The sequence below is a fragment of the Roseomonas sp. WA12 genome, assembly GCF_054165765.1.
This window is the reverse complement of the sequence record NZ_CM135108.1, coordinates 4,135,835-4,154,223: the sequence shown is the minus strand read 5'-3', so window position 1 is coordinate 4,154,223 and position 18,389 is coordinate 4,135,835. Positions and strand designations below refer to the sequence as shown.

20 protein-coding genes are annotated in these 18,389 nt (G+C 71.0%); 6 read left to right on the top strand and 14 right to left on the bottom strand.

Features of this window, described 5'->3' with window-relative positions; translation table 11 throughout:
- Nucleotides 1-104: 104 nt before the first annotated feature.
- Complete coding sequence (gene trpB / locus ACVBD7_RS19660) at nt 105-1,337, top strand: tryptophan synthase subunit beta (RefSeq protein ID WP_458094933.1); 1,233 nt, start codon at nt 105-107, stop codon at nt 1,335-1,337.
- 107 nt (nt 1,338-1,444) lie between these two features.
- On the top strand, nt 1,445-2,203 hold the full coding sequence (gene trpA / locus ACVBD7_RS19655) for a tryptophan synthase subunit alpha (protein ID WP_458097731.1): 759 nt from the start codon (nt 1,445-1,447) through the stop codon (nt 2,201-2,203).
- Between the two features lie 133 nt (nt 2,204-2,336).
- Here the strand turns inward: trpA and ACVBD7_RS19650 are convergent, their stop codons facing one another.
- A complete protein-coding gene (locus tag ACVBD7_RS19650) occupies nt 2,337-2,672 on the bottom strand; it encodes a DHCW motif cupin fold protein (RefSeq protein ID WP_458094932.1) in 336 nt (111 codons plus the stop codon).
- Nucleotides 2,673-2,810: 138 nt separating this feature from the next.
- Between ACVBD7_RS19650 and ACVBD7_RS19645 the strand changes: the two genes are divergently transcribed.
- Entirely contained in the window at nt 2,811-3,665 is an 855-nt protein-coding gene (locus tag ACVBD7_RS19645; protein WP_458094931.1) for a hypothetical protein, read from the top strand.
- A 140-nt stretch (nt 3,666-3,805) separates the two neighbouring features.
- Here the strand turns inward: ACVBD7_RS19645 and ACVBD7_RS19640 are convergent, their stop codons facing one another.
- From ACVBD7_RS19640 to ACVBD7_RS19630, 3 genes are read right to left on the bottom strand one after another with little or no spacing between them, the layout of a single operon-like run.
- Nucleotides 3,806-4,789: a PAS domain-containing protein gene (locus ACVBD7_RS19640; RefSeq protein ID WP_458094930.1), complete on the bottom strand. Its 984-nt coding sequence runs from the start codon at nt 4,787-4,789 to the stop codon at nt 3,806-3,808.
- Nucleotides 4,782-5,072, bottom strand: coding sequence for a chaperone modulator CbpM (locus tag ACVBD7_RS19635; protein WP_458094929.1), 291 nt, complete (start codon nt 5,070-5,072; stop codon nt 4,782-4,784). Before ACVBD7_RS19635 ends, ACVBD7_RS19640 begins: the two co-directional genes overlap by 8 nt.
- Complete coding sequence (locus ACVBD7_RS19630; protein ID WP_458097730.1) at nt 5,069-6,052, bottom strand: DnaJ C-terminal domain-containing protein; 984 nt, start codon at nt 6,050-6,052, stop codon at nt 5,069-5,071. Before ACVBD7_RS19630 ends, ACVBD7_RS19635 begins: the two co-directional genes overlap by 4 nt.
- Before the next feature lie 227 nt (nt 6,053-6,279).
- Here ACVBD7_RS19630 and accD point away from each other — a divergent pair, with 227 nt between their 5' ends.
- Together accD and ACVBD7_RS19620 are read left to right on the top strand one after the other, a co-directional pair.
- Entirely contained in the window at nt 6,280-7,203 is a 924-nt protein-coding gene (accD, locus tag ACVBD7_RS19625; RefSeq protein ID WP_458094928.1) for an acetyl-CoA carboxylase, carboxyltransferase subunit beta, read from the top strand.
- Nucleotides 7,204-7,279: 76 nt separating this feature from the next.
- Nucleotides 7,280-8,623, top strand: coding sequence for a bifunctional folylpolyglutamate synthase/dihydrofolate synthase (locus ACVBD7_RS19620; protein WP_458094927.1), 1,344 nt, complete (start codon nt 7,280-7,282; stop codon nt 8,621-8,623).
- A 270-nt stretch (nt 8,624-8,893) separates the two neighbouring features.
- Here ACVBD7_RS19620 and ACVBD7_RS19615 read toward each other — a convergent pair whose 3' ends face one another.
- The 4 genes from ACVBD7_RS19615 to sppA all read right to left on the bottom strand — a co-directional run bounded on the left by ACVBD7_RS19615 (nt 8,894) and on the right by sppA (nt 11,797).
- Nucleotides 8,894-9,916, bottom strand: a complete 1,023-nt coding sequence (locus tag ACVBD7_RS19615) for a lipid A deacylase LpxR family protein (protein WP_458094926.1) — start codon at nt 9,914-9,916, stop codon at nt 8,894-8,896.
- A gap of 88 nt (nt 9,917-10,004) precedes the next feature.
- On the bottom strand, nt 10,005-10,364 hold the full coding sequence (locus ACVBD7_RS19610) for a lipopolysaccharide assembly protein LapA domain-containing protein (protein ID WP_458094925.1): 360 nt from the start codon (nt 10,362-10,364) through the stop codon (nt 10,005-10,007).
- Between the two features lie 19 nt (nt 10,365-10,383).
- The gene (gene ihfB / locus ACVBD7_RS19605; protein ID WP_458094924.1) at nt 10,384-10,713 is read right to left on the bottom strand and encodes an integration host factor subunit beta; all 330 of its coding nucleotides are present in this window, start codon (nt 10,711-10,713) and stop codon (nt 10,384-10,386) included.
- A gap of 43 nt (nt 10,714-10,756) precedes the next feature.
- On the bottom strand, nt 10,757-11,797 hold the full coding sequence (gene sppA, locus ACVBD7_RS19600; protein WP_458094923.1) for a signal peptide peptidase SppA: 1,041 nt from the start codon (nt 11,795-11,797) through the stop codon (nt 10,757-10,759).
- A 244-nt stretch (nt 11,798-12,041) separates the two neighbouring features.
- Here sppA and ACVBD7_RS19595 point away from each other — a divergent pair, with 244 nt between their 5' ends.
- A complete protein-coding gene (locus ACVBD7_RS19595; protein ID WP_458094922.1) occupies nt 12,042-12,464 on the top strand; it encodes a hypothetical protein in 423 nt (140 codons plus the stop codon).
- Between the two features lie 238 nt (nt 12,465-12,702).
- Here the strand turns inward: ACVBD7_RS19595 and ACVBD7_RS19590 are convergent, their stop codons facing one another.
- The 6 genes from ACVBD7_RS19590 to ACVBD7_RS19565 form a co-directional block, all read right to left on the bottom strand.
- Nucleotides 12,703-13,902: a M20/M25/M40 family metallo-hydrolase gene (locus ACVBD7_RS19590; protein ID WP_458094921.1), complete on the bottom strand. Its 1,200-nt coding sequence runs from the start codon at nt 13,900-13,902 to the stop codon at nt 12,703-12,705.
- Nucleotides 13,903-13,961: 59 nt separating this feature from the next.
- Nucleotides 13,962-14,813: an alpha/beta hydrolase gene (locus ACVBD7_RS19585; protein WP_458094920.1), complete on the bottom strand. Its 852-nt coding sequence runs from the start codon at nt 14,811-14,813 to the stop codon at nt 13,962-13,964.
- Between the two features lie 153 nt (nt 14,814-14,966).
- Complete coding sequence (locus ACVBD7_RS19580; RefSeq protein WP_458094919.1) at nt 14,967-15,668, bottom strand: ABC transporter ATP-binding protein; 702 nt, start codon at nt 15,666-15,668, stop codon at nt 14,967-14,969.
- A complete protein-coding gene (locus ACVBD7_RS19575) occupies nt 15,668-16,426 on the bottom strand; it encodes an ABC transporter ATP-binding protein (RefSeq protein ID WP_458094918.1) in 759 nt (252 codons plus the stop codon). Before ACVBD7_RS19575 ends, ACVBD7_RS19580 begins: the two co-directional genes overlap by 1 nt.
- Nucleotides 16,419-17,477, bottom strand: a complete 1,059-nt coding sequence (locus tag ACVBD7_RS19570) for a branched-chain amino acid ABC transporter permease (RefSeq protein WP_458094917.1) — start codon at nt 17,475-17,477, stop codon at nt 16,419-16,421. Before ACVBD7_RS19570 ends, ACVBD7_RS19575 begins: the two co-directional genes overlap by 8 nt.
- Nucleotides 17,470-18,384, bottom strand: coding sequence for a branched-chain amino acid ABC transporter permease (locus tag ACVBD7_RS19565; RefSeq protein WP_458094916.1), 915 nt, complete (start codon nt 18,382-18,384; stop codon nt 17,470-17,472). Before ACVBD7_RS19565 ends, ACVBD7_RS19570 begins: the two co-directional genes overlap by 8 nt.
- Between the last annotated feature and the right edge of the window lie 5 nt (nt 18,385-18,389).

Sequence of the window (18,389 nt, the reverse complement as noted above, 5' to 3'; positions counted from 1 at the left end):
CGCTTGCAGCGCCCCGGCAAAGGCTTAGGTGACCGGACCCCGGCCCCACGCTAAAGAAACGCCGCCTGTCCCTTCCGGGCCAACCAGACACGGGAAACCCCGCTGTGAACAAGCCGCTTCCCAACCCCCTCCGCCCCAATTCCCTCAGGAGCGGTCCCGACAGCCGGGGCCGGTACGGCGATTTCGGCGGCCGCTTCGTCGCCGAGACGCTGATGCCGAACATCACCGAGGTGCAGGAGGCCTATGACGCCGCCCGCAAGGATCCGGAGTTCGACCGGGAGTGGCGGCGGCTGCTGAAGGACTATGTGGGCCGTCCTTCGCCGCTGTGGTTCGCGGAGCGGCTGACGAAGCATCTGGGCGGCGCGCGCGTGTACCTGAAGCGGGAGGAGCTGAACCACACCGGCGCGCACAAGATCAACGCGGTGCTCGCGCAGATCATGCTCGCGCGCCGCATGGGCAAGACGCGTATCATCGCGGAGACGGGCGCGGGGCAGCACGGCGTTGCGACCGCCACGGCCTGCGCGCTGTTCGACCTGCCCTGCACGGTGTTCATGGGCGCGACCGATGTGGAGCGCCAGAAGCCCAACGTGTTCCGCATGAAGCTGCTGGGTGCGGAGGTGAATGCGGTCACCTCGGGCGCGGCGACGCTGAAGGACGCGATGAACGAGGCGCTGCGCTACTGGGTCTCGAACGTGCACGACACCTACTACTGCATCGGCACCGTCGCCGGCCCCGCCCCGTATCCGCAGATGGTGCGCGACTTCCAGTGCGTGATCGGCGAGGAGACGAAGGAGCAGTGCCTGGCGATCGAGGGCCGGCTGCCTGACGTGGTGGTGTGCGCCGTTGGCGGCGGGTCCTCGGCCATGGGCATCTTCCATCCCTTCCTCGACGACGTGGATGTGAAGCTGGTGGGCGTGGAAGCGGCGGGGCATGGCATCGAGAGCGGGCAGCATGCGGCCGCGATCAATGGCGGCTCGCCCGGCGTGCTGCACGGGAACAAGACCTACCTGCTGCAGGACCGGCACGGGCAGATCACCGAGGCGCACTCCATCTCCGCGGGGCTGGATTACCCGGGCATCGGGCCGGAGCATTCCTGGCTGCACGAGATCGGGCGCGTGGAATACACGGCAGCGACCGACACCGAGGCGCTGGAGGCCTTCCAGCTGTGCTCGAAGCTGGAGGGCATCATCCCCGCGCTGGAATCGGCGCACGGGCTGGCCGAGGTGATCAAGCGCGCGCCGACCATGCCGGCGGACAGCATCATCGTGCTCAACCTGTCGGGGCGCGGCGACAAGGACATCTTCACGGTGGCGCATCACATGGGGGCGGATCTGTGAGCGCGGGCGCGTCCGACATCACGGCCGCCGGCTGCGTGGAGGCGCCGCGGGGCGGACGCATCGCGCGCCGCTTCGCCGCGCTGCGCGCCGAGGGGCGGGGCGCGCTGATGCCCTTCCTCGAGGCCTATGACCCCGATCCCGCGACGAGTCTGGCGATCCTGCGCGGCATGCCCGGCGCGGGGGCGGACCTGATCGAGCTGGGCGTGCCCTTCACCGATCCGGCAGCCGACGGGCCCGCCGTGCAGAAGGCGGGGCAGCGCGCGCTGAAGGCGGGTGGGACGCTCGCGGGCGCGCTCGCCATGGTCAGGGACTTCCGGCGCGACGAGGACGACACGCCGATCGTGCTGATGGGCTATCTCAACCCCATCCTTGCCTACGGCCCCGAGCGCTTCTGCGAGGACTGCCGCTGCTCCGGCGTGGATGGGCTGATCGTGGTGGACATGCCGCCCGAGGAGGCGGAGGAGCTGCAGCCCTTCACGCACGGGCTGGACATGATCCGGCTGGTGGCGCCGACCACGCTGGAGAACCGGCTGCCCGTCGTGCTCGATGGGGCGGGCGGGTTCATCTACTACATCCCCATCACCGGCATCACCGGCACGCGCTCGGCCGGCGCCTCGGACCTCGCCGCGGCGATCCCGCGCGTACGGGCGGCGACGGACCTTCCTGTGGCGATCGGCTTCGGCATCCGCACGCCGGAGCAGGCGGCGGAGGCAGTGCGCGCGGCGGATGGCGCGGTGGTCGGCTCGGCGCTGATCGACATCCTGGTGGGGACGCTGGATGCGGAAGGGCGTGCGACCAACGGGACCGTTCGGGCGGTGCTGGACGGGGTGCGGGCGCTGGCGGATGGGGTGCGCGGAGCGCGGTGAAGGCCGGGGGAGGTATCCCCCCGGACCCCCTCTATTTCTGCCGGTAGCGTTGGTGCGCGAGTGGTGCCGGGGCGACGACAAAACTTTAAGAAAAAGGAGGGGGTCCGGGGGAGTTCATCTCCCCCGGCCTTCTCTAATCCACGATGAACAGCTTCGCGCCTGTTTCCGTCGACGACCGATGCGCGGCGTCGCCGAAATCCGATACGGTGTAGCCCTCGCCCGGGCCGAATGTGAACGTCCGGCCGTCTTTCAGCTCGGTCTTCAGCGCGCCTTCCAGCACGTAGATGACATGCCCGCGGTCACACCAGTGATCGGCCAGGTAGCCGGGCGCGTACTCCACCACGCGCATGCGGACGTCGCCGTTGTTCAGCGTGCGCCAGGTCGCGGCGGCCTCGGTTTCGCCGGGATGGTGGGTGGCAGGCAGGGCGGTCCAGTGGACGGGGGTGAAGGGCAGGTCGGGCAGTTTCACGGCGGGGCTCCCTCCGCGGCACGGCGCGGCGGGGGAACGATAGGACGCGGCGCGGCGCGGGCGAAGGCGCTGGACCGCCGGGCCATCCCGCCGCTTTAATCGCGCATCGGCGCGACGCGCCCGGGAAGGAAACCAGCCATGTCCTCATCTAAGGCCCGCGGGCTTGCCCTCGCTGCCGCGCTGCTGCTGGGCGCGGGCGCCGCGCAGGCGCAAACACCCGCCGCTCCCGGGGCCGCGCCGCAGGCTTCGGCCCGGCCCACCGTGCAGGCGCTCGATGAACGGCCGACCTCGGCGATTTTCATCGGGAACAGCTTTTTCTACTACAACAACTCGATGCACGGGCACATCACGAACCTGCTGCGCAGCGCGGGTCAGCCGCCCGTCCGCAGCGTGTCCGTCACCATCAGCGGCTCGGGCTTCGAGTGGCACGATGTCGGCTCCTACTTCCGGCCGAACGCCGTCGGATCCTATTCCTTCGACAACGACAACAACATCGTCTTCAACAACAACGCCCGGCTGTTCGATGTTGCGGTCATGATGGATTGCAGCCAGTGCCCGATCCATCCGCGCCTGTCCTCGGTGTTCACCGACTTCGCCAAGCGCCACAGCGACACGGTGCGGCAGCACGGCGCGAAGCCGGTGTTCTTCATGTCCTGGGCCTATGCCGACAAGCCGGAGATGACCGAGCAGCTCGCGGCCGCCTACACCCGCGCGGGCAATGACAACGACGCGCTCGTCATCCCCGCCGGCCTCGCCTTCGCGCGCAGCATCCGGGACCGGCCGGCGCTGAATCTTTATGTCGCGGACAAGCGGCACCCGAGCCTGGCGGGCACCTATCTGGCGGCGGCCACCACCTATGCGGCGCTGTTTGGCGTCTCGCCCGAGGGGAACAGCTACACCGCGGGGCTGGATGCCGATACGGCGCGGCACCTGCAGACGGTGGCGTGGCAGACGGTGCGGGATTACCTGGGCACGCGGCGGGCTGCGAACTGAAGACAAGGCCGGGGGAGGTGAACTCCCCCGGACCCCCTCCTTCTTCTCCGAGCTTTTCGTCGCGCGGGCGTCGCTGGCGCTCCAGCGCTAAACCCCAAGAATAGAAGGGGGTCCGGGGGGATACCTCCCCCCGGCCTTCCCTACCCCGCAAGCGGCAGCACGATCGTGCAGGTCAGCCCGTCGGGCCCTGTCTCGAGCCGCGTCTCGCCGCCGAGTGCGAAAGCCAGCGCCTCCTCGATCACCCGCCAGCCATGCTCCGGCCGTGGGCCGGCCGTGCCCCGCTCATGCCATGCGATGTACAGGCGGCGCTCGCTGCCGGCGCCGTCCAGCCGCCAGGTGACGGTGAGATGGCCTTCAGGGGTGGCGAGGGCGCCGTGGCGGGCGGCGTTGGCGGCCAGTTCGTAAAGGGCGAGCGACAGGGGTTCGGCCACGCCGCGGGGAAGCGGCACAGGCGGGCCCTCGATCGTCACCTGGCCAGGGGCGGGGGAGAGCTGGTCGATCTCGCCCCTCAGCAGGGCGGCGAGGTCGGCACCCAGCTTTGCGCCGGGGCCGGCAGCCAGGGCCTGGGCGCGGCCGAGGGCGGCGAGGCGGTCCCCGAAGCTGCGGTCCTCCTCACCGGCGAGGCTACGGGACGCGATGGCGCGGACGGAGGCGAGAAGGGCCTCGGTGCGGCGTTGCAGCGCCTCGGCGCCGGGATGCGGCACGCCCGGGATAGTGGAGTCGCGCTGGATGGAGAACCAGTGCGTCACCCGCCCGTCGGGGGCGAGGATGGGGGTGACGACCCACTCGTTCAGATAGGGGCTGCCATCCTTGCGATAGTTGATGGTGGCGCCGATGAAGTGACCCGTCTCGTCCAGCGCGCGTCGCAGGCGGCGCAGCTCGTTGGGATCGGTGTCGGGGCCCTGGAGAAGGCGGGGCGAGCGGCCGAGCAGCTCGGCGGCGGGATAGCCGGTGATCGCCTCGAAATGCGCGTTGGCGTAGCGGATGATCGGGCCGGGCGCATCGAGCGGCGCGTCGGTCATCACCACGGCCAGGCCGGCCACGTCCAGCGCGGCGCCGAGAAGGGCGGCGCTGAGCGCGCCCACGCTGCCGGACAGGTCGGGCGTACTGGCCGGGTCAGCCATGGGACGGTCTCGTGGTTTCCAGGGCGGCCACCACGCGGCGGAGCTGCCGGCGGGTACGGTGCAGCTGGTCGAGCAGGCTGAGAACGACGGGGATGGCGGATTCGTTCACCTCCAGCTCCTCCCGCAGCTCGAGAATGAGGCGGCAGCGGGCGATGTCGATCTCCTGGAAGACCGGGCGGCCGGCCTGGCGCTCGGGGCGGATCCAGCCCTGGGCGATCCAGGTTTCCAGGACCTGGGCGTCGAGGCCGGAGACGCGGTGAAGGACGGATTCGAACGGGATCATGCGCGCCTCCGCATCTCCGCAAGCATCTCGGCCCTGGGGTCGGCGCCAGGGGCCGTGGCAGGGCCGGTAGGCACCCAGTCGCGCAGGAAGTCGGCCAGCCGATCGTCCACGGGGCCGAGCACGAGGCGAAGGGTGACGAGCAGGTCCCCGGCCGGGGTGCCGCCGGCCTCGGCCACGCCGCGGCCGCGCAGGCGCATCTGGGTGCCGGCATCGGCTCTCGGCGGAATGGTGAGAGTGACCTCGCCGCGCGGGGTCGGGACGGGAACCTTGGCGCCCAGCACGGCCTCGGTAAGGGTGACGGGAAGTTCCATGCGCAGGTCCCGGCCGGTGCGCTCGAAATAGGGGTGCGGGCCGACGGCGACCTCAATCAGCGCGTCGCCATCCGGGGCACCACTGCTGCCGGGGGATCCGCGGCCGCGCAGGCGCAGCACCTGACCGTCTTCAAGGCCCGGGGGGATGCGGACGTCGAGGTCCCGGCCGTCCGGCAGGGTGATGCGGCGGGTGGCGCCGTTGACGGCGTCCAGAAAGTCCACGGAAAGTCGGTACTGGGCGTCCCGGCCGCGGCGGGGCCCCTGGCCACCGCCCCGGCCGCCGAACATGCCGAGGATGTCCTCCAGCTCGTCCGGATCGAAGCCGCCGCCGGGCCAGGGGCCGGAGCGCGGGCCCCCGGCGGCGTCGCCGGCGCCGGCGCCGTAACGGGCGCCCTGCGTGCTCTCGGCATAGTCCCGGTAGTAGCCGCGCGGGGGCACATCCTGGCCGGCGGCGTCGATCTCGCCTCGGTCGAACCGGGCGCGGCGATCGGGGTCCGAGAGGAGATCATGCGCGGCGTTGGCGGCTTTGAAGCGCGCCTCCGCGGCCGCATCGCCGGGGTTGAGATCAGGGTGGTCCCGCTTGGCGATGGCCCGGAAGGCGCGGCGGATCTCCTCCGCGCTCGCGGTCCGGCTCACGCCGAGGGTCTGGTAGGGATCGTCAGACGCCATGATGTCCAGCATAACGCCGTTCGGGCCGAATCGGTCCATGGGTGGGCGGCATAGGTCGCCGTGCCATTTTGCAAGGGTGCCCCCTACCGTCTCCTGGCACCAGAGGCCCGGCCCCTTGCGCCGGATGGGCGGACGCGACTACCTCCGCCCTCACGACGCGAAAGGGCGGCGGCCATCGGCCACCCCTGGGCAGGCCGGGCCGGATCGGGCCCGCGGATGGGACACGGATGAACTGGATCTCCGACTGGGCGCTGCCCAAGATACAGACGCTGTTCGGCACCAAGCGCGACGTGCCGGAGAACCTCTGGATCAAGTGCCCGCATTGCGGGGAGATGGTCTTCCACCAGGACCTAGAGCGGAACCTGCACGTGTGCCCGAAATGCGGGCACCACATGCGGATCTCGGCCACCCGCCGGCTGGACTACACCTTCGATCCGGGCTGGCAGCGCATCGAGCTGCCGCGCGCCCCCGCCGACCCGCTGCGCTTCCGCGACCAGCGGCGCTACGGCGACCGGTTGCGCGAGGCGCAGACCAAGAGCGGGATGGATGACGCGATCGCGGTCGCGCACGGTGCCATCGACGGGCGGCCCGCGGTGGCGGCGGCCTTCGAGTTCTCCTTCATGGGCGGTTCCATGGGCGCCGGCGTCGGCGAGGGCATCGTCACCGCCGCGCGCCTGGCCGTGCTGCAGGACGCGCCGCTGATCGTCTTCACCGCCTCCGGCGGCGCGCGCATGCAGGAGGGAGCCGTTTCCCTCATGCAGATGCCGCGCACGGTTATCGCGACCCGCATGGTGAAGGAGGCGGGGCTGCCCTTCATCACCGTGCTGTGCGACCCGACGACGGGAGGCGTGACGGCCAGCTTCGCCATGCTGGGCGATATCCAGATCGCCGAGCCCGGCGCGCTGATCGGCTTCGCGGGCGCGCGGGTCATCGAGCAAACCGTGCGCGAGAAGCTGCCCGAGGGCTTCCAGCGGGCGGAGTACCTGCTGGAGCACGGCATCCTCGACATGGTGGTGCCGCGGCCGGAGATGCGAGCGACGCTGGGGCGGCTGATCGGCTTCCTGCGCCCCGCCGCCGTGGTGCCCGCCGCCAAGCCGGACGCGCCGATCGCGCCCGCGCCGTCCCCTGCCCCGGTTCCCGCCGCGGAATAGGCCCTCCGCCCCGCCGTGCGCGGGGCGGCCCCCGGCCGGGGGTTCCGGCCGGACCCGTTTTCCGGAACCGCCGGCCATGTCCGATACGCCTTCTCCCCCCTGGGGCGCCCCGGCGGGGCTGCAGCTTGCGGCCAGTCGTGTCGAGGCCGGGCGGTCGGAGCGGATCATCGACCGGCTGCACGCGCTGCACCCGAAGCTGATCGACCTCAGCCTGGACCGGCTGCAGCGGCTGCTGGACACGATGGGCAACCCCGAGCGCCGCCTGCCGCCGGTGGTGCATGTGGCCGGGACCAACGGCAAGGGCAGCACCTGCGCCTTCCTGCGCGCGATTGCCGAAGCCGCCGGGCAGCGGGTGCATGCCTACACCTCGCCGCATCTGGTGCGCTTCCACGAGCGCATCCGGCTGGCCGGGCGGCTGGTGGAGGAGGAGACGCTGGCCGCCGCGCTGGAGGAGGTGGAGGCGGCCAATGCGGGGCTGCCGATCACCGTCTTCGAGATCACCACCGCCGTCGCGCTGCTGCTGTTCAGCCGGGTGCCGGCGGACCTGCTGGTGCTGGAAGTGGGGCTCGGCGGGCGGTTCGACGCCACCAACGTGATCGGGCGGCCGGCGGCGAGCGCCATCGCCTCCATCTCGATGGACCACATGGATTTTCTGGGCGACAGCCTGGGGAAGATCGCAGGCGAGAAGGCCGGGATCATCAAATCAGGCGTGCCGGCGGTGACGGGCGCGCAGCCGGTCGAGGCGCTGGCCGTGCTGGAGGCCGAGGCCGCCGCCCAGGGTGCGCCCTTGCTGGTGCGTGGGCGGGACTGGTGGGCGGAGCTCGACGCGGATGGGCTGCTGTACCGCGACGGACGCGGCGCGCTGCACCTGCCCCGGCCGGGCCTGCCCGGGCCGCATCAGGCCGACAATGCGGGGATTGCCATCGCGGCGCTGCGGGCCTGGAACCCGGGCTGGCTGACGGATGAGGCGATCGCGCGCGGCGTGGCGGGCGCGACCTGGCCGGCGCGGCTGCAGCGCCTGCACGGGGCGCTGGCGGCGCGGCTGCCCGAGGGCTGGGAGCTGTGGCTGGATGGGGGGCACAATCCCGGCGCCGGGCAGGCCCTGGCCGGGCAGCTTAGGGGCTGGGCGGATCGGCCGCTGCATCTGGTCGTGGGGATGAAGAAGTCGAAGGCGGTGGGGGAGTTCCTGGCGCCACTGCTGCCCTTCGCCCGCACCGTCTGGGCGGTGGCGGAGCCGGGGCAGCATCTGGCGGTGGAACCGGCGGAAATCGTCGCGGCCTCGGGCGGGGTAGCGCGGATCGGGCCGCGCGTGGCGGATGCGCTGGCGGGGGTTGGTGGGCCGGCCGGGCGGGTGCTGGTCTGCGGCAGCCTGTATCTGGCGGCCGAGGTGCTGAAGGCGGAGGGAACGTTGCCGGACTGAGGGTGTGTGGGTGGCCCCAGGGGGGAGAAGGAATTCTCCCTCCTGGACCTCCCTCATCTTTTTTCAGAGGGCTGTCGCGGAAGGTTCGGCTGTCGTTCGCCGAGGCTCCAAGAGCCTCGGCGCGGGACATGACCGCCCGCGCTGGGGAGAAAACGTAAACCCGTTCGATCAGGGTATCCGCGGCAGCCTTCTCGCGGGGTCTGGGGACCCCGTTGGGTCCCCAGTGGGGGTGCAGGGGGCTAGCCCCCTGCGGCCACCGTCACCCAAAGATCAGAACGGCACCGTCAGGCTGATCGAGCCAAAAGCCTGACCGCCGCGCTGCTCGTTGAATTCCTTGGACTGCCAGACATGGGTGTAGGCCAGGCGCATGCCCCGCCAGAGCAGGGCGGCGCCGATCTGGGCTTCGGCGACCACGTGGCGGCGGTCGACGCTCGGGCTGTCGCGGAAGGTGTTGCCGTCCAGGAAGAGGTTGCGGGCGACGACGCGGCCGCCGAGGCCGCCGAAGGCGTACCAGCCCAGGTCGTGCTGCGGGCGCGAGAGGGGGGAGTTGCTGATGGCCGGGCGAATGCGGGCCGGGCCCCAGTCGGCGCCAAGGGAATCGCCAATGCGGAGGAGCGCGCCACCGCCGGCATAGGTGTAGGCGGTGCCGAGGGCGAGGCTGGTGCTGGGGATCAGCTCGGTATCCAGCCCGGCGATGCGGCGGCCGGGGATGCGCCACTGGCGTTCGGCGAGGACGCCGAAGGTCACCTCGTCGCCCAGCTGATGGTCCCAGCCCTCGGCGTGGTACTTGTTGATCACGTCGTGCCAGCGGTTCTGCACGAATTCGCCGCCCGAGGCGGCGCCGGTGACGCCGAGCTGGAAGGAGAGCGCGGTGCGCACCCGCTCGGTCGAGCGCTCCAGGTTCAGCGAGCCGACGAGGTGGCCGGCATAGGGGCGGTCCCGCGGGTCCGGCACGCGGCGGCGGATTTCCTCGGGCGTGAAGATGCTCTGCTCGAGGGCGAGGCCCCAGCGGAACTCGCCGGGGCCGAGCAGCCAGGAGAAGCCGCGGTCGAGCCAAGCGACGGGGCCCTGGGGCGTGGTGGCCGGGGAATCCCAGCGCAGCATCAGGCCGTTGGTGTAGTAGCGGTCGGTGCCGCCGAACATGTCGTTCTCGTCGCCCAGGGTGAGCGAGCCGCCGGCATAGGGGGACACCCGTGGCGGTTCCGCCGGGGGGCGCTGGGCCAATGCAGGCTGGGCCAATGCAGGCTGGGCAATGGCGGGGAGAAGTAGGCAGAGGGCGATGGGATAGCGCATGGGCGCTTCCTGCCCGCCCGGCCGGTGGACGGCCAGACGGGACGGGCCCGCAAAATCGCGCGGGCGGTGAATGTTCCGTGAGGCCGGGCTAGCCGGCGATGCGGACGGCACGGCTGCCGGTGCCGGAATACATGGCTTGGTCGGCCGCCATGGTCTCGGCCTCCACCCGCTTGGCCTCGCGGGCACGGAACCCGGCCAGTTCGGCCTGGGCAGCCTCGCCGTCGCGGATGCGGGCGCGGGCGCGGCGGCGGGAGGGGCCGCCGGCAGCCCAGGCGATGAAGGCGCCGAGCAGGAAGGCGAGCGCCGCGATCAGCAGCACCACAATCGCCAGCGGCGCCTGCCAGGTGAGGTCAAAGGGCCAGAAGCCGACGCCCACGGGCTGCATGTTCGAGACGGCGAACAGCACGAGGACGAGCAGAAGCGGCAGGATCAGCAACAGGCGCCACATGGGCGGAACTCCCGAGGTATCAGCCTTCCGCGGCCTTGGCGGCAGCGGCGGCGCGGCGCGATTGCAGGGGGCCGCCATTGACCCTCTCCCGCAGCTCCTTGCCGGGCTTGAAATAGGGGACGGCCTTGCCGGAGACCGCAACGGACTCGCCGGTGCGCGGGTTGCGGCCCGTGCGGGCATCCCGCTTCTTGGCGGAGAAGGCTCCGAAGCCGCGCAGCTCCACGCGATCCCCACGCGAGAGGGCGGCGGTGATTTCCTCGAAGATCGTGGCCACGATCAGCTCCACATCCGGCTGGCGGAGATGGGGATTGGCCGCAGCGAGGGATGCGATGAGTTCCGACTTCGTCATCCGGCGCGCGCGTCTCCTGAAGCCTGGCGCGAAGGGGCGCTGCTCAATTCCCGCGAGGCTGCCAAAGCGCCCAGGCGCCGTCAACGCCCAGCCGGCCGCCAAGCCCTTCTGAAATCAGGCTTTTCATGGATTCTCCGATGACTGTGCCCGCGGCCTCACCCAAGGCGGCGCCGAAGCTGCGCTCGCGCAGGTCCCGCGCGCGCAGATCGCGCACCGGAAGGTCGGCGGCGATGCCATGGGCAGAGGCGAGATGGGCGCGAGCCTCAGGCTCGCCGCCGATGGCATCCACGAGGCCCGCGACGAGCGCCTGGCGGCCGGTAAGGACGCGGCCGTCTGCGATTGCGCGCACACGGTCCTCGGGCATGCGGCGGCCCTCGGCCACCATGCGCACGAACTGGTCGTAGAGGTCCTGCACCACGGCGCGCAGCGCCGCGCGGCCTTCCTCGGTGAGGGGGCGGAAGGGGCTGGGCTGGTCCTTCAACGGGCCCGATGTGATGGCCTCGGCGCGGAGCCCGAGGCTGCGCATGGCCTCCTGCCCGTCGAAGGTCTGCATGATCACGCCGATGGAGCCGGTGACGCTGCCCTCGCGGGCGAAGATGCGCTCGGCGGGCATGGCGATCATGAGGCCGGCAGAGGCCGCGGTGCCGCCGAAGACGGCAACGAGCGGCTTGGCCTCGCGAAAGCGGCGGAGAGCGGCGTGCAGCCCCTCCCCGCCCGAGACGGTACCGCCGGGGCTGTCCACCGAGAGGATCATGCCGCGCACGTTGTCCGACTTGGCGGCGCGGTCGATCGCCTCGAGCAGGCGGCGGTCGTCGGTGATGGTGCCCGACACGGTGAGCCGGAGGACATGCGGGCCGCGCAGCCCGGCCAGCCCTGGCGCGTCGTCGCCCATGCCCAGGACGCCAGCGACGGCCAGGCCGCCCAGCAGCACCAGCACGGCCAGGGCCCGCCACAGGCCGCGGCTCCGCTTGAGGCGGCGGCGGTCCAGCAGCAGGTCGGCCTCGAACCCGCCCAGAGTGCTACCCGGGGCAGGCTGCGGCGGAGCGGCGGCGGGGGCCGGCCAGGGCGAGGGCGTCGTCGTCATCTCGCGGATATGCGCGCGCCCGGCGCCGTGCGCCAGGGCCACCGCACGGCGTTGTCGCGCAGGATCGCGGAAGCGGGGATGTGGCCAGGCGTGTCGCGGAACGTGCGCGTCGTCGCGTGACATGGGACCGCCCGGCGGGATACGATACGCGTGGGCGGATTCCGGGCGGCGACGATGCGCCCCGGCCATCCCGGCCCCTTCCTTCGCGGCCCATGGCGGCCCGCACCTGATCGGGACATCACCCATGCGCTTCCTGCCGCTGGTCCTGCCGGCCCTTCTTCTCGCAATGGCCTCGCCGGCGCTGGCGCAGGCCCAGCTCCGTTCGCGTTCGGTCACCCAGGGCGCGACCCCGTCCTCCACTGGGGATGCGACCTGCGACGACGCGGTTTCCGCTTGGCGCACCTGCATCGCCGCCTCGCCCAAGCCGCCGGCGGACAAGGCCCAGGCGAACACCGAGGTGGACAAGTTCGTGCGCGACGTCTTCGATGCTCGCGGACCGCATCGCGACAACCTGATCCGTGCCTGCGGGCCCACTGCCTCCGGCTATCGGCTGATGGTGGAGAACGGGACCTGCGCATCCAACATCACCGGGGCACGGGATGATCAGGCGACGCGGGTCGGGGCACCTTCGGGTGCAGTGACGGTGCAGCGGCGGTCTCAGCGCTAGGCGGTCCCTGGAGGCTTTCCCCAGACCCCCACCGGAGACCCCAGCGTTAAGGCTGCCGCGGATACGGTGATCGCAGGAGTCTCTTAGAAGGGATGGCTGGGTAGCCCGAGCTGCACTGTCGGGGCGTCGAGGCTCATGGAGCCTCGGCGAGGCCCCAGCCCCGCCTTACGCGGCAGTCTTCTAGAAAAAGTCGAGGGAGGGTCCGGGAGGAAAAACTCCTTCTTCCTCCCGGGGCCACTCAGACCTCCATGTCGGCCGTCTTCAGCAGCGTCGCGAAGGCAAGTTGCATATCGTGCAGCGTCTGCTTCGGTTCCACATCCACCCATTCGTCCAGCGTATGCGCCCCGGCACCTGCCCCTGCGCTGACCGCAATCCCGGGGATGCCGAGCGAGATGGGGATGCTGGCGTCGGTGGAGCTGGCGACCGACTTGGGCGCGAAGCCGAGGGCCTTTGCCGCAGCAGTGGCGTTGGCGACCAGCGCACTGTCGCGATCGATCGCACCGGCCGGGCGGTCGCCGATCTTCTTCCACTCCACCGTGATCGTACCCTTGGCGGTGCTCCGGGCGGCGTTCTCGGCTTCCACGGCCTTCTGCACGATGGATTTGAAGGCCTGGTCGATGCGGCCGAGCTCCTGGGCGGAGTCCGAGCGCAGGTCCACCTCCATCCACACCTCGTTGGGGATGGAGTTCACGGAAGTGCCGCCGCCGATGACGCTGGCGCTGAAGGTGGTGCGGGGCTCCTTCGGAACCTCCATGCGGGAGAGGCCGGCGATGGCCTCCGCCATCGCGAAGGAGGGGCTGACGGTACCGAAATCCATGAAGGAATGCCCGCCGGGGCCGCGGAAGGTGACGCGGTAGCGGAGCGAGCCGGTGGCGCCCGACACGATGGTACCCATGCCCATCGGGCCCTCCACCGAGATGAAGGCGGCGATGCGGCCGGCGTAGCGGCCCTTGGTGAAGAGGTAGCGGATGCCGCGCAGGTCGCCGAGGCCTTCCTCGCCGACATTGCCGACGAAGAGGATGTCGTGGCGCGTGCTGATGCCGGCCGCATCCATGGCGCGGAGGAAGGCGAGGTTCATCGCGAGGCTGCGCGTGTCGTCGCCGACGCCGGGGGCGTAGATGCGGGTTCCCTCGCGCCGCACCTTCAGGTCCGTGCCGGGGGGGAAGACGGTGTCGAGATGGGCGGCGACGACGACCAGCTGGCCGTTGCCGAGGCCGCGGCGCAGGCCCATCACGTTGCCCTCCGCATCCATCTCGCACTCCTCGAGGCCGGCTTCCTGCAGCATGGCGAGATAGGCGCGGCCGCGCTCCTCCTCCTGGAAGAAGGGGGCGGGGATCTCGGTGAGGCGGATGGTCTCGTCCACGAAGCGCTCGTGGCCGGCGGCCAGGTGGCGCAGTGCCTCCTGATAGGCTGCGCTCTTCATCACCTGCTCGACCATGGCGGTACCCCCTCGCGGAACGCGATGCCCATGCGACGGAAGGGGCAGCTTGTCCAGCGCTACAGGCCCATTGCGCGCCGCGTTGCCCGGTGCAGCGGGTTCAGCGGGTCGCCAAAGTCGAAGACGAGGTCGAAATGGTTCGAACCGGGGCGGGGCGGGACGACTTCGGCCGCGCAGCCGGCGCCGTGCAGGGCGGCGGCGAAGTCGGTGGTCTGGAGCTTGAACTCGGCGGTCTCGGTGTCGCCATGGGCGAGCACCACGGACATCGCCCTGGGCAGGGGCAGCAGGGCCGGGCTGTTGCGCGCGGCGGCGGCTTCGTCCAGCGACAGCCAGGCGTTGATGTGGGTGTGCGGGATGGGCGTGAGATCGAACAGGCCGGAGAGCAGGGTGGCGCCCGCGACGGCGCGCTCCGGCAGCCCCAGCGCGGCCTGCCAGCCCGGTGCCATCAGCATCGCGGCCAGATGCCCGCCCGCGCTGCTGCCGGCGACATGGATGCGCGCGGGATCACCACCAAAGCGCGCGATGTTCGCGTGCACCCAGGCCAGGGCGCGGCGGCATTCCTCCACGATGCGGTCGAGACTCGCGGTCGGGGCGAGGGTGTAGTTCACCGAGACGGTGCAGGCGCCGGCCGCGACGAAGGCGGGCGCCATGGAGCCGCTATCGGCCGCATCCAGCGCGCGCCAGTAGCCGCCATGGATGAAGACGAGGACGGGGGCGTTCCTGCCCGCCGGGTAGATGTCCAGGCGCTCGGGCTCGGTGGGGCCGTAGGCGTGGGTGGACCAGGGCAGCACGGCTTTCGCGGCGTCCGTGCGCGCGCGGTACTCGGCGAGGATGTCGAGGACGTTGGGGGTGGTGGCGCGGGCGTTGTACTCGGTGTCGAGCGTCGCCGGGTTCATGCCGCGATAGGTCATGTGGTGGGCTCCTCGGAAGAAAGGTGGGGGGAGATGAACTCCCCCAAGCCCCCTCCTTTTCTTGGCTAGTTTTCTGGCGAGCGATTGATCGTCATTCCGCGGCAGCCTCGAAGAAAAAGGAGGGGGTCCGGGGGAGTTCATCTCCCCCGGCCTTCACACTCCAATCCAGGCCCGAACCTTCGCCGAATCCCGGTCCAGCTCCTCACCCGTGCCGGACCACACCGTGCGCCCCTTCTCCAGCACCGTGTGCCGATCGGCGAGGCGGCGGAGGGCGGCCAGCGTCTTGTCGATGAGGAGGATGGCCTGGCCTTCGGCCTTCAGTGCGGCGAGGGTGGACCAGATCTCGGCGCGGATGACGGGGGCGAGGCCTTCGGTGGCTTCGTCCAGGATGAGGAGCTGGGGGTTGGTCATCAGCGCGCGGCCGATGGCGAGCATTTGCTGTTCGCCGCCCGAGAGGGTGCGGGCGGATTGGTTCGCGCGCTCGCGCAGGCGGGGGAAGAGGGTGAAGACGCGCTCGAGCGTCCAGGGGTTCGTGGCGCGCTCGCGGTCGGCGGCGGTGGCGACGAGGTTCTCGCGCACGGAGAGGGTGGGGAAGATCTGACGGCCTTCGGGGACGAGGCCGATGCCACGGCGGGCGACGCCTTCGGGCGGCAGGCCGGAGACGAGGGCGCCGCGGAAGGTCACGCGGCCGCCGCGCGGGGGGTTGAGGCCCATGATGGCGCGGACGGTGGTGGTTTTCCCCATGCCGTTGCGGCCGAGAAGGGTGACGACCTCGCCGGGGCCGACGCGCAGGTTCACGTCGAACAGCACTTCGGCCGAGCCGTAGCCCGCGCGCAATCCTTCAACGACAAGCATCAGACCGCCTCCTCCTCGGAGAGATAGGCGGCACGCACCTGGGGATCGACGCGGATCTGCGCGGGCGTGCCGGAGGCGATGCAGTGGCCGTAGACGAGGACGGAGACACGATCCGCGAGGGAGAAGACGGCGTCCATATCGTGCTCGACGAGGAGCATGGGGATGGTGTCCTTCAGCTCGCGCAGCACCTCGGTCATGCGCAGGGATTCGCTGGCGCCCAGCCCGGCCATGGGTTCGTCGAGCAGGAGCATGCGGGGCTGGGTGGCGAGCGCCACGGCGAGCTCGAGCTGCTTGCGCTCGCCGTGCGAGAGATCGGCCACGGGCTGAGTCCAGCGGGTGCGGGAAAGGCCGACGCGGTCGAGCGCGGCGCGGGCGGGGTCGCGCAGGCGGGCGTCGCGGGAGGCGTCTCGCCAGAAGCGGAAGGAGTGGCCGGCGCGGGCCTGGACGGCGAGAGCGACGTTGTCCTCCGCCGTGTGGTCCTCCAGCAACTGGGTGATCTGGAAGGTGCGGGAGAGGCCACGGCGGATACGGGCGGGGGCCGAGAGGCGGGTGACGTCCTCGCCCATGAACAGGATGCGGCCCGCATCGGGGGTGATCTCACCCATGATCTGGCCAATGGCGGTGGTCTTGCCGGCGCCGTTGGGGCCGATGAGGGCGTGCAGCTCGCCGGGGAGGACATCCAGCGACAGGTCGTCGGTGGCGGCGAGGCCTCCGAAGCGTTTGGCGAGGTGTTGGACGGAGAGGACGGGATCAGCCACGGGCGGCAGGCTCCGCGCCCTGAAGATCGACTGGAGGGAGTTCACCGGGGGGCAGCGGCTGCGGTGTGCGGCGCGCGGAGAGACGGCGTAACCCGCCGAGCAGCCCGCCGCGCGCGAAGAGCACGACGAGCAGCAGGATGGGGCCGAGGAAGAACTGCCAGTGCTCGGTCATGCCGGAAAGGGTGTATTCCAGCGCGACGAGGGCGGCGGCGCCGGCCACGGGGCCGAGCAGAGTGCCGAGGCCGCCGAGGATGACCATCACCATCAGCTCGCCGGACTTGGTCCAGTGCATCATGTCCGGTGAGACGAAGCGGAGCAGGTTGACCATCAGCGCGCCGGCCATGGCCGCGCCCATGCCGGCGATGACGAAGCCGGCGAGCTTGTAGGGATAGGTGCGCACGCCGATCGCGGCCATGCGGCGCTCGCCCTGGCGGATGCCGGCGAGGATGCGGCCGAAGCGGGAGCGCGCGATGCGGTCCATGATGAACAGCCAGACGGCGAGGCAGCCGAGGCAGATCCAGAACAGCGTCGCGGGATCGCGCAGGTTCATGCCCAGCACGGGCGCGACGCGGCGGATGGCCAGCCCGTCATCGCCGCCATAGGTCTTCAGCGAGACGAAGAGGAAGAACAGCATCTGCGCGAAGGCGAGGGTGATCATGATGAACTGCACGCCCGCGGTGCGGAGCGACAGCGCGCCGATGATGGCGGCGCCGATCCCGCCGGCGAGGATGGCCGCGGGCATGGTCACCAGCAGGTCGTTCGAGCCGGGGATGAGGCCGAGGAAGAGCTCGCCCGAGACGTGGTGCGCGTAGAGGATGCCCACCGCGTAACCGCCCAGGCCGAAATAGGCCGCATGGCCGAAGGAGATGAGGCCGGCGCCGCCGAGCAGCAGGTTCAGGGACGAGGCGGCGATGGCGTAGATGGCGATGCGGGTGGCGAGCGACACCGTCGCGGGGCTGCCGAGCATCGGCGCGAGGATGGGAACCAGCGCGGCGAGCGCCAGGATGATGACGGCCCAGAGCCGTTCGTCGTGCAGCCAGGACTTATGCATGGGCGGGGAACAGTCCGCGCGGCTTGGCCAGCAGCACCAGCGCCATGAGCAGGTAAACCCCCATCGAGGCAAGGCCGGCGCCGAGCGCATCGGCATCCGACCCCTCCATCACGCCGCGGAGCAGGCCCGGGACGTAGGCGCGCAGCAAGGTATCCACCACGCCGACCAGTACCGCGCCGAACAGCGCGCCGCGCACCGAGCCGATGCCGCCGATCACCACCACCACGAAGGTCTGGATGAGGATCTGTTCGCCCATGCCGACCTGCACGGAGAGGATCGGGCCCGCCATCAGCCCGGCCAGCCCCGCGAGCAGCGCGCCGAGGCCGAAGACGAGGGTGTAGAGCAGTCGCACATCCACGCCGAGCGCGCGCACCATCTCCCGATGCGTGGCGCCGGCGCGCACCAGCATGCCCGTGCGCGTGCGCTGGATGAGGACATAGAGGCCGAGCGCGACGGCGAGGCCGACGGCGATGATGAGCAGCCGGTACACCGGGTAGTCCACGCCGGGCAGCACGCGCACGGCGCCGCGCAGCCCCTCGGGCACGTTCACGAACAGGGGCTGGCGGCCGAAGAGCAGCACCATGCCCTCGTTGAAGAAGAGGATGAGGCCGAAGGTGGCCAGCACCTGATCCAGATGGTCCCGCGCATAGAGGCGGCGCAGCACGATCAGCTCCACCGCCATGCCCGTGATCGCGGCGGCAGCGAGGCCGGCGATAAGCGCGAGGAGGGCGGAGCCGGTCGTCGTGGCGGTGATGGCGGCAGCATAGGCGCCGACCATGTAGAGCGAACCATGGGCGAGGTTGATCACGCCCATGATCCCGAAGACGAGGGTCAGCCCCGCCGCCAGCAGGAAGAGCATGACGCCGAGTTGGACGCCGTTCAGCAACTGCTCCAGCAAGAGCGCCATGCGGG

Bases quoted from the DNA above. Each gene is read 5' to 3' on its own strand.
- trpA (WP_458097731.1), top strand. From the start codon at position 1,445: ATGCCCTTCCTCGAGGCCTATGACCCCGATCCCGCGACGAGTCTGGCG.
- ACVBD7_RS19645 (WP_458094931.1), top strand. From the start codon at position 2,811: ATGTCCTCATCTAAGGCCCGCGGGCTTGCCCTCGCTGCCGCGCTGCTG.
- ACVBD7_RS19640 (WP_458094930.1), bottom strand. From the start codon at position 4,789: ATGGCTGACCCGGCCAGTACGCCCGACCTGTCCGGCAGCGTGGGCGCG.
- ACVBD7_RS19635 (WP_458094929.1), bottom strand. From the start codon at position 5,072: ATGATCCCGTTCGAATCCGTCCTTCACCGCGTCTCCGGCCTCGACGCC.
- ACVBD7_RS19630 (WP_458097730.1), bottom strand. From the start codon at position 6,052: ATGGCGTCTGACGATCCCTACCAGACCCTCGGCGTGAGCCGGACCGCG.
- accD (WP_458094928.1), top strand. From the start codon at position 6,280: ATGAACTGGATCTCCGACTGGGCGCTGCCCAAGATACAGACGCTGTTC.
- ACVBD7_RS19620 (WP_458094927.1), top strand. From the start codon at position 7,280: ATGTCCGATACGCCTTCTCCCCCCTGGGGCGCCCCGGCGGGGCTGCAG.
- ACVBD7_RS19615 (WP_458094926.1), bottom strand. From the start codon at position 9,916: ATGCGCTATCCCATCGCCCTCTGCCTACTTCTCCCCGCCATTGCCCAG.
- ACVBD7_RS19610 (WP_458094925.1), bottom strand. From the start codon at position 10,364: ATGTGGCGCCTGTTGCTGATCCTGCCGCTTCTGCTCGTCCTCGTGCTG.
- ihfB (WP_458094924.1), bottom strand. From the start codon at position 10,713: ATGACGAAGTCGGAACTCATCGCATCCCTCGCTGCGGCCAATCCCCAT.
- sppA (WP_458094923.1), bottom strand. From the start codon at position 11,797: ATGACGACGACGCCCTCGCCCTGGCCGGCCCCCGCCGCCGCTCCGCCG.
- ACVBD7_RS19595 (WP_458094922.1), top strand. From the start codon at position 12,042: ATGCGCTTCCTGCCGCTGGTCCTGCCGGCCCTTCTTCTCGCAATGGCC.
- ACVBD7_RS19590 (WP_458094921.1), bottom strand. From the start codon at position 13,902: ATGGTCGAGCAGGTGATGAAGAGCGCAGCCTATCAGGAGGCACTGCGC.
- ACVBD7_RS19585 (WP_458094920.1), bottom strand. From the start codon at position 14,813: ATGACCTATCGCGGCATGAACCCGGCGACGCTCGACACCGAGTACAAC.
- ACVBD7_RS19580 (WP_458094919.1), bottom strand. From the start codon at position 15,668: ATGCTTGTCGTTGAAGGATTGCGCGCGGGCTACGGCTCGGCCGAAGTG.
- ACVBD7_RS19570 (WP_458094917.1), bottom strand. From the start codon at position 17,477: ATGCATAAGTCCTGGCTGCACGACGAACGGCTCTGGGCCGTCATCATC.
- ACVBD7_RS19565 (WP_458094916.1), bottom strand. From the start codon at position 18,384: ATGGCGCTCTTGCTGGAGCAGTTGCTGAACGGCGTCCAACTCGGCGTC.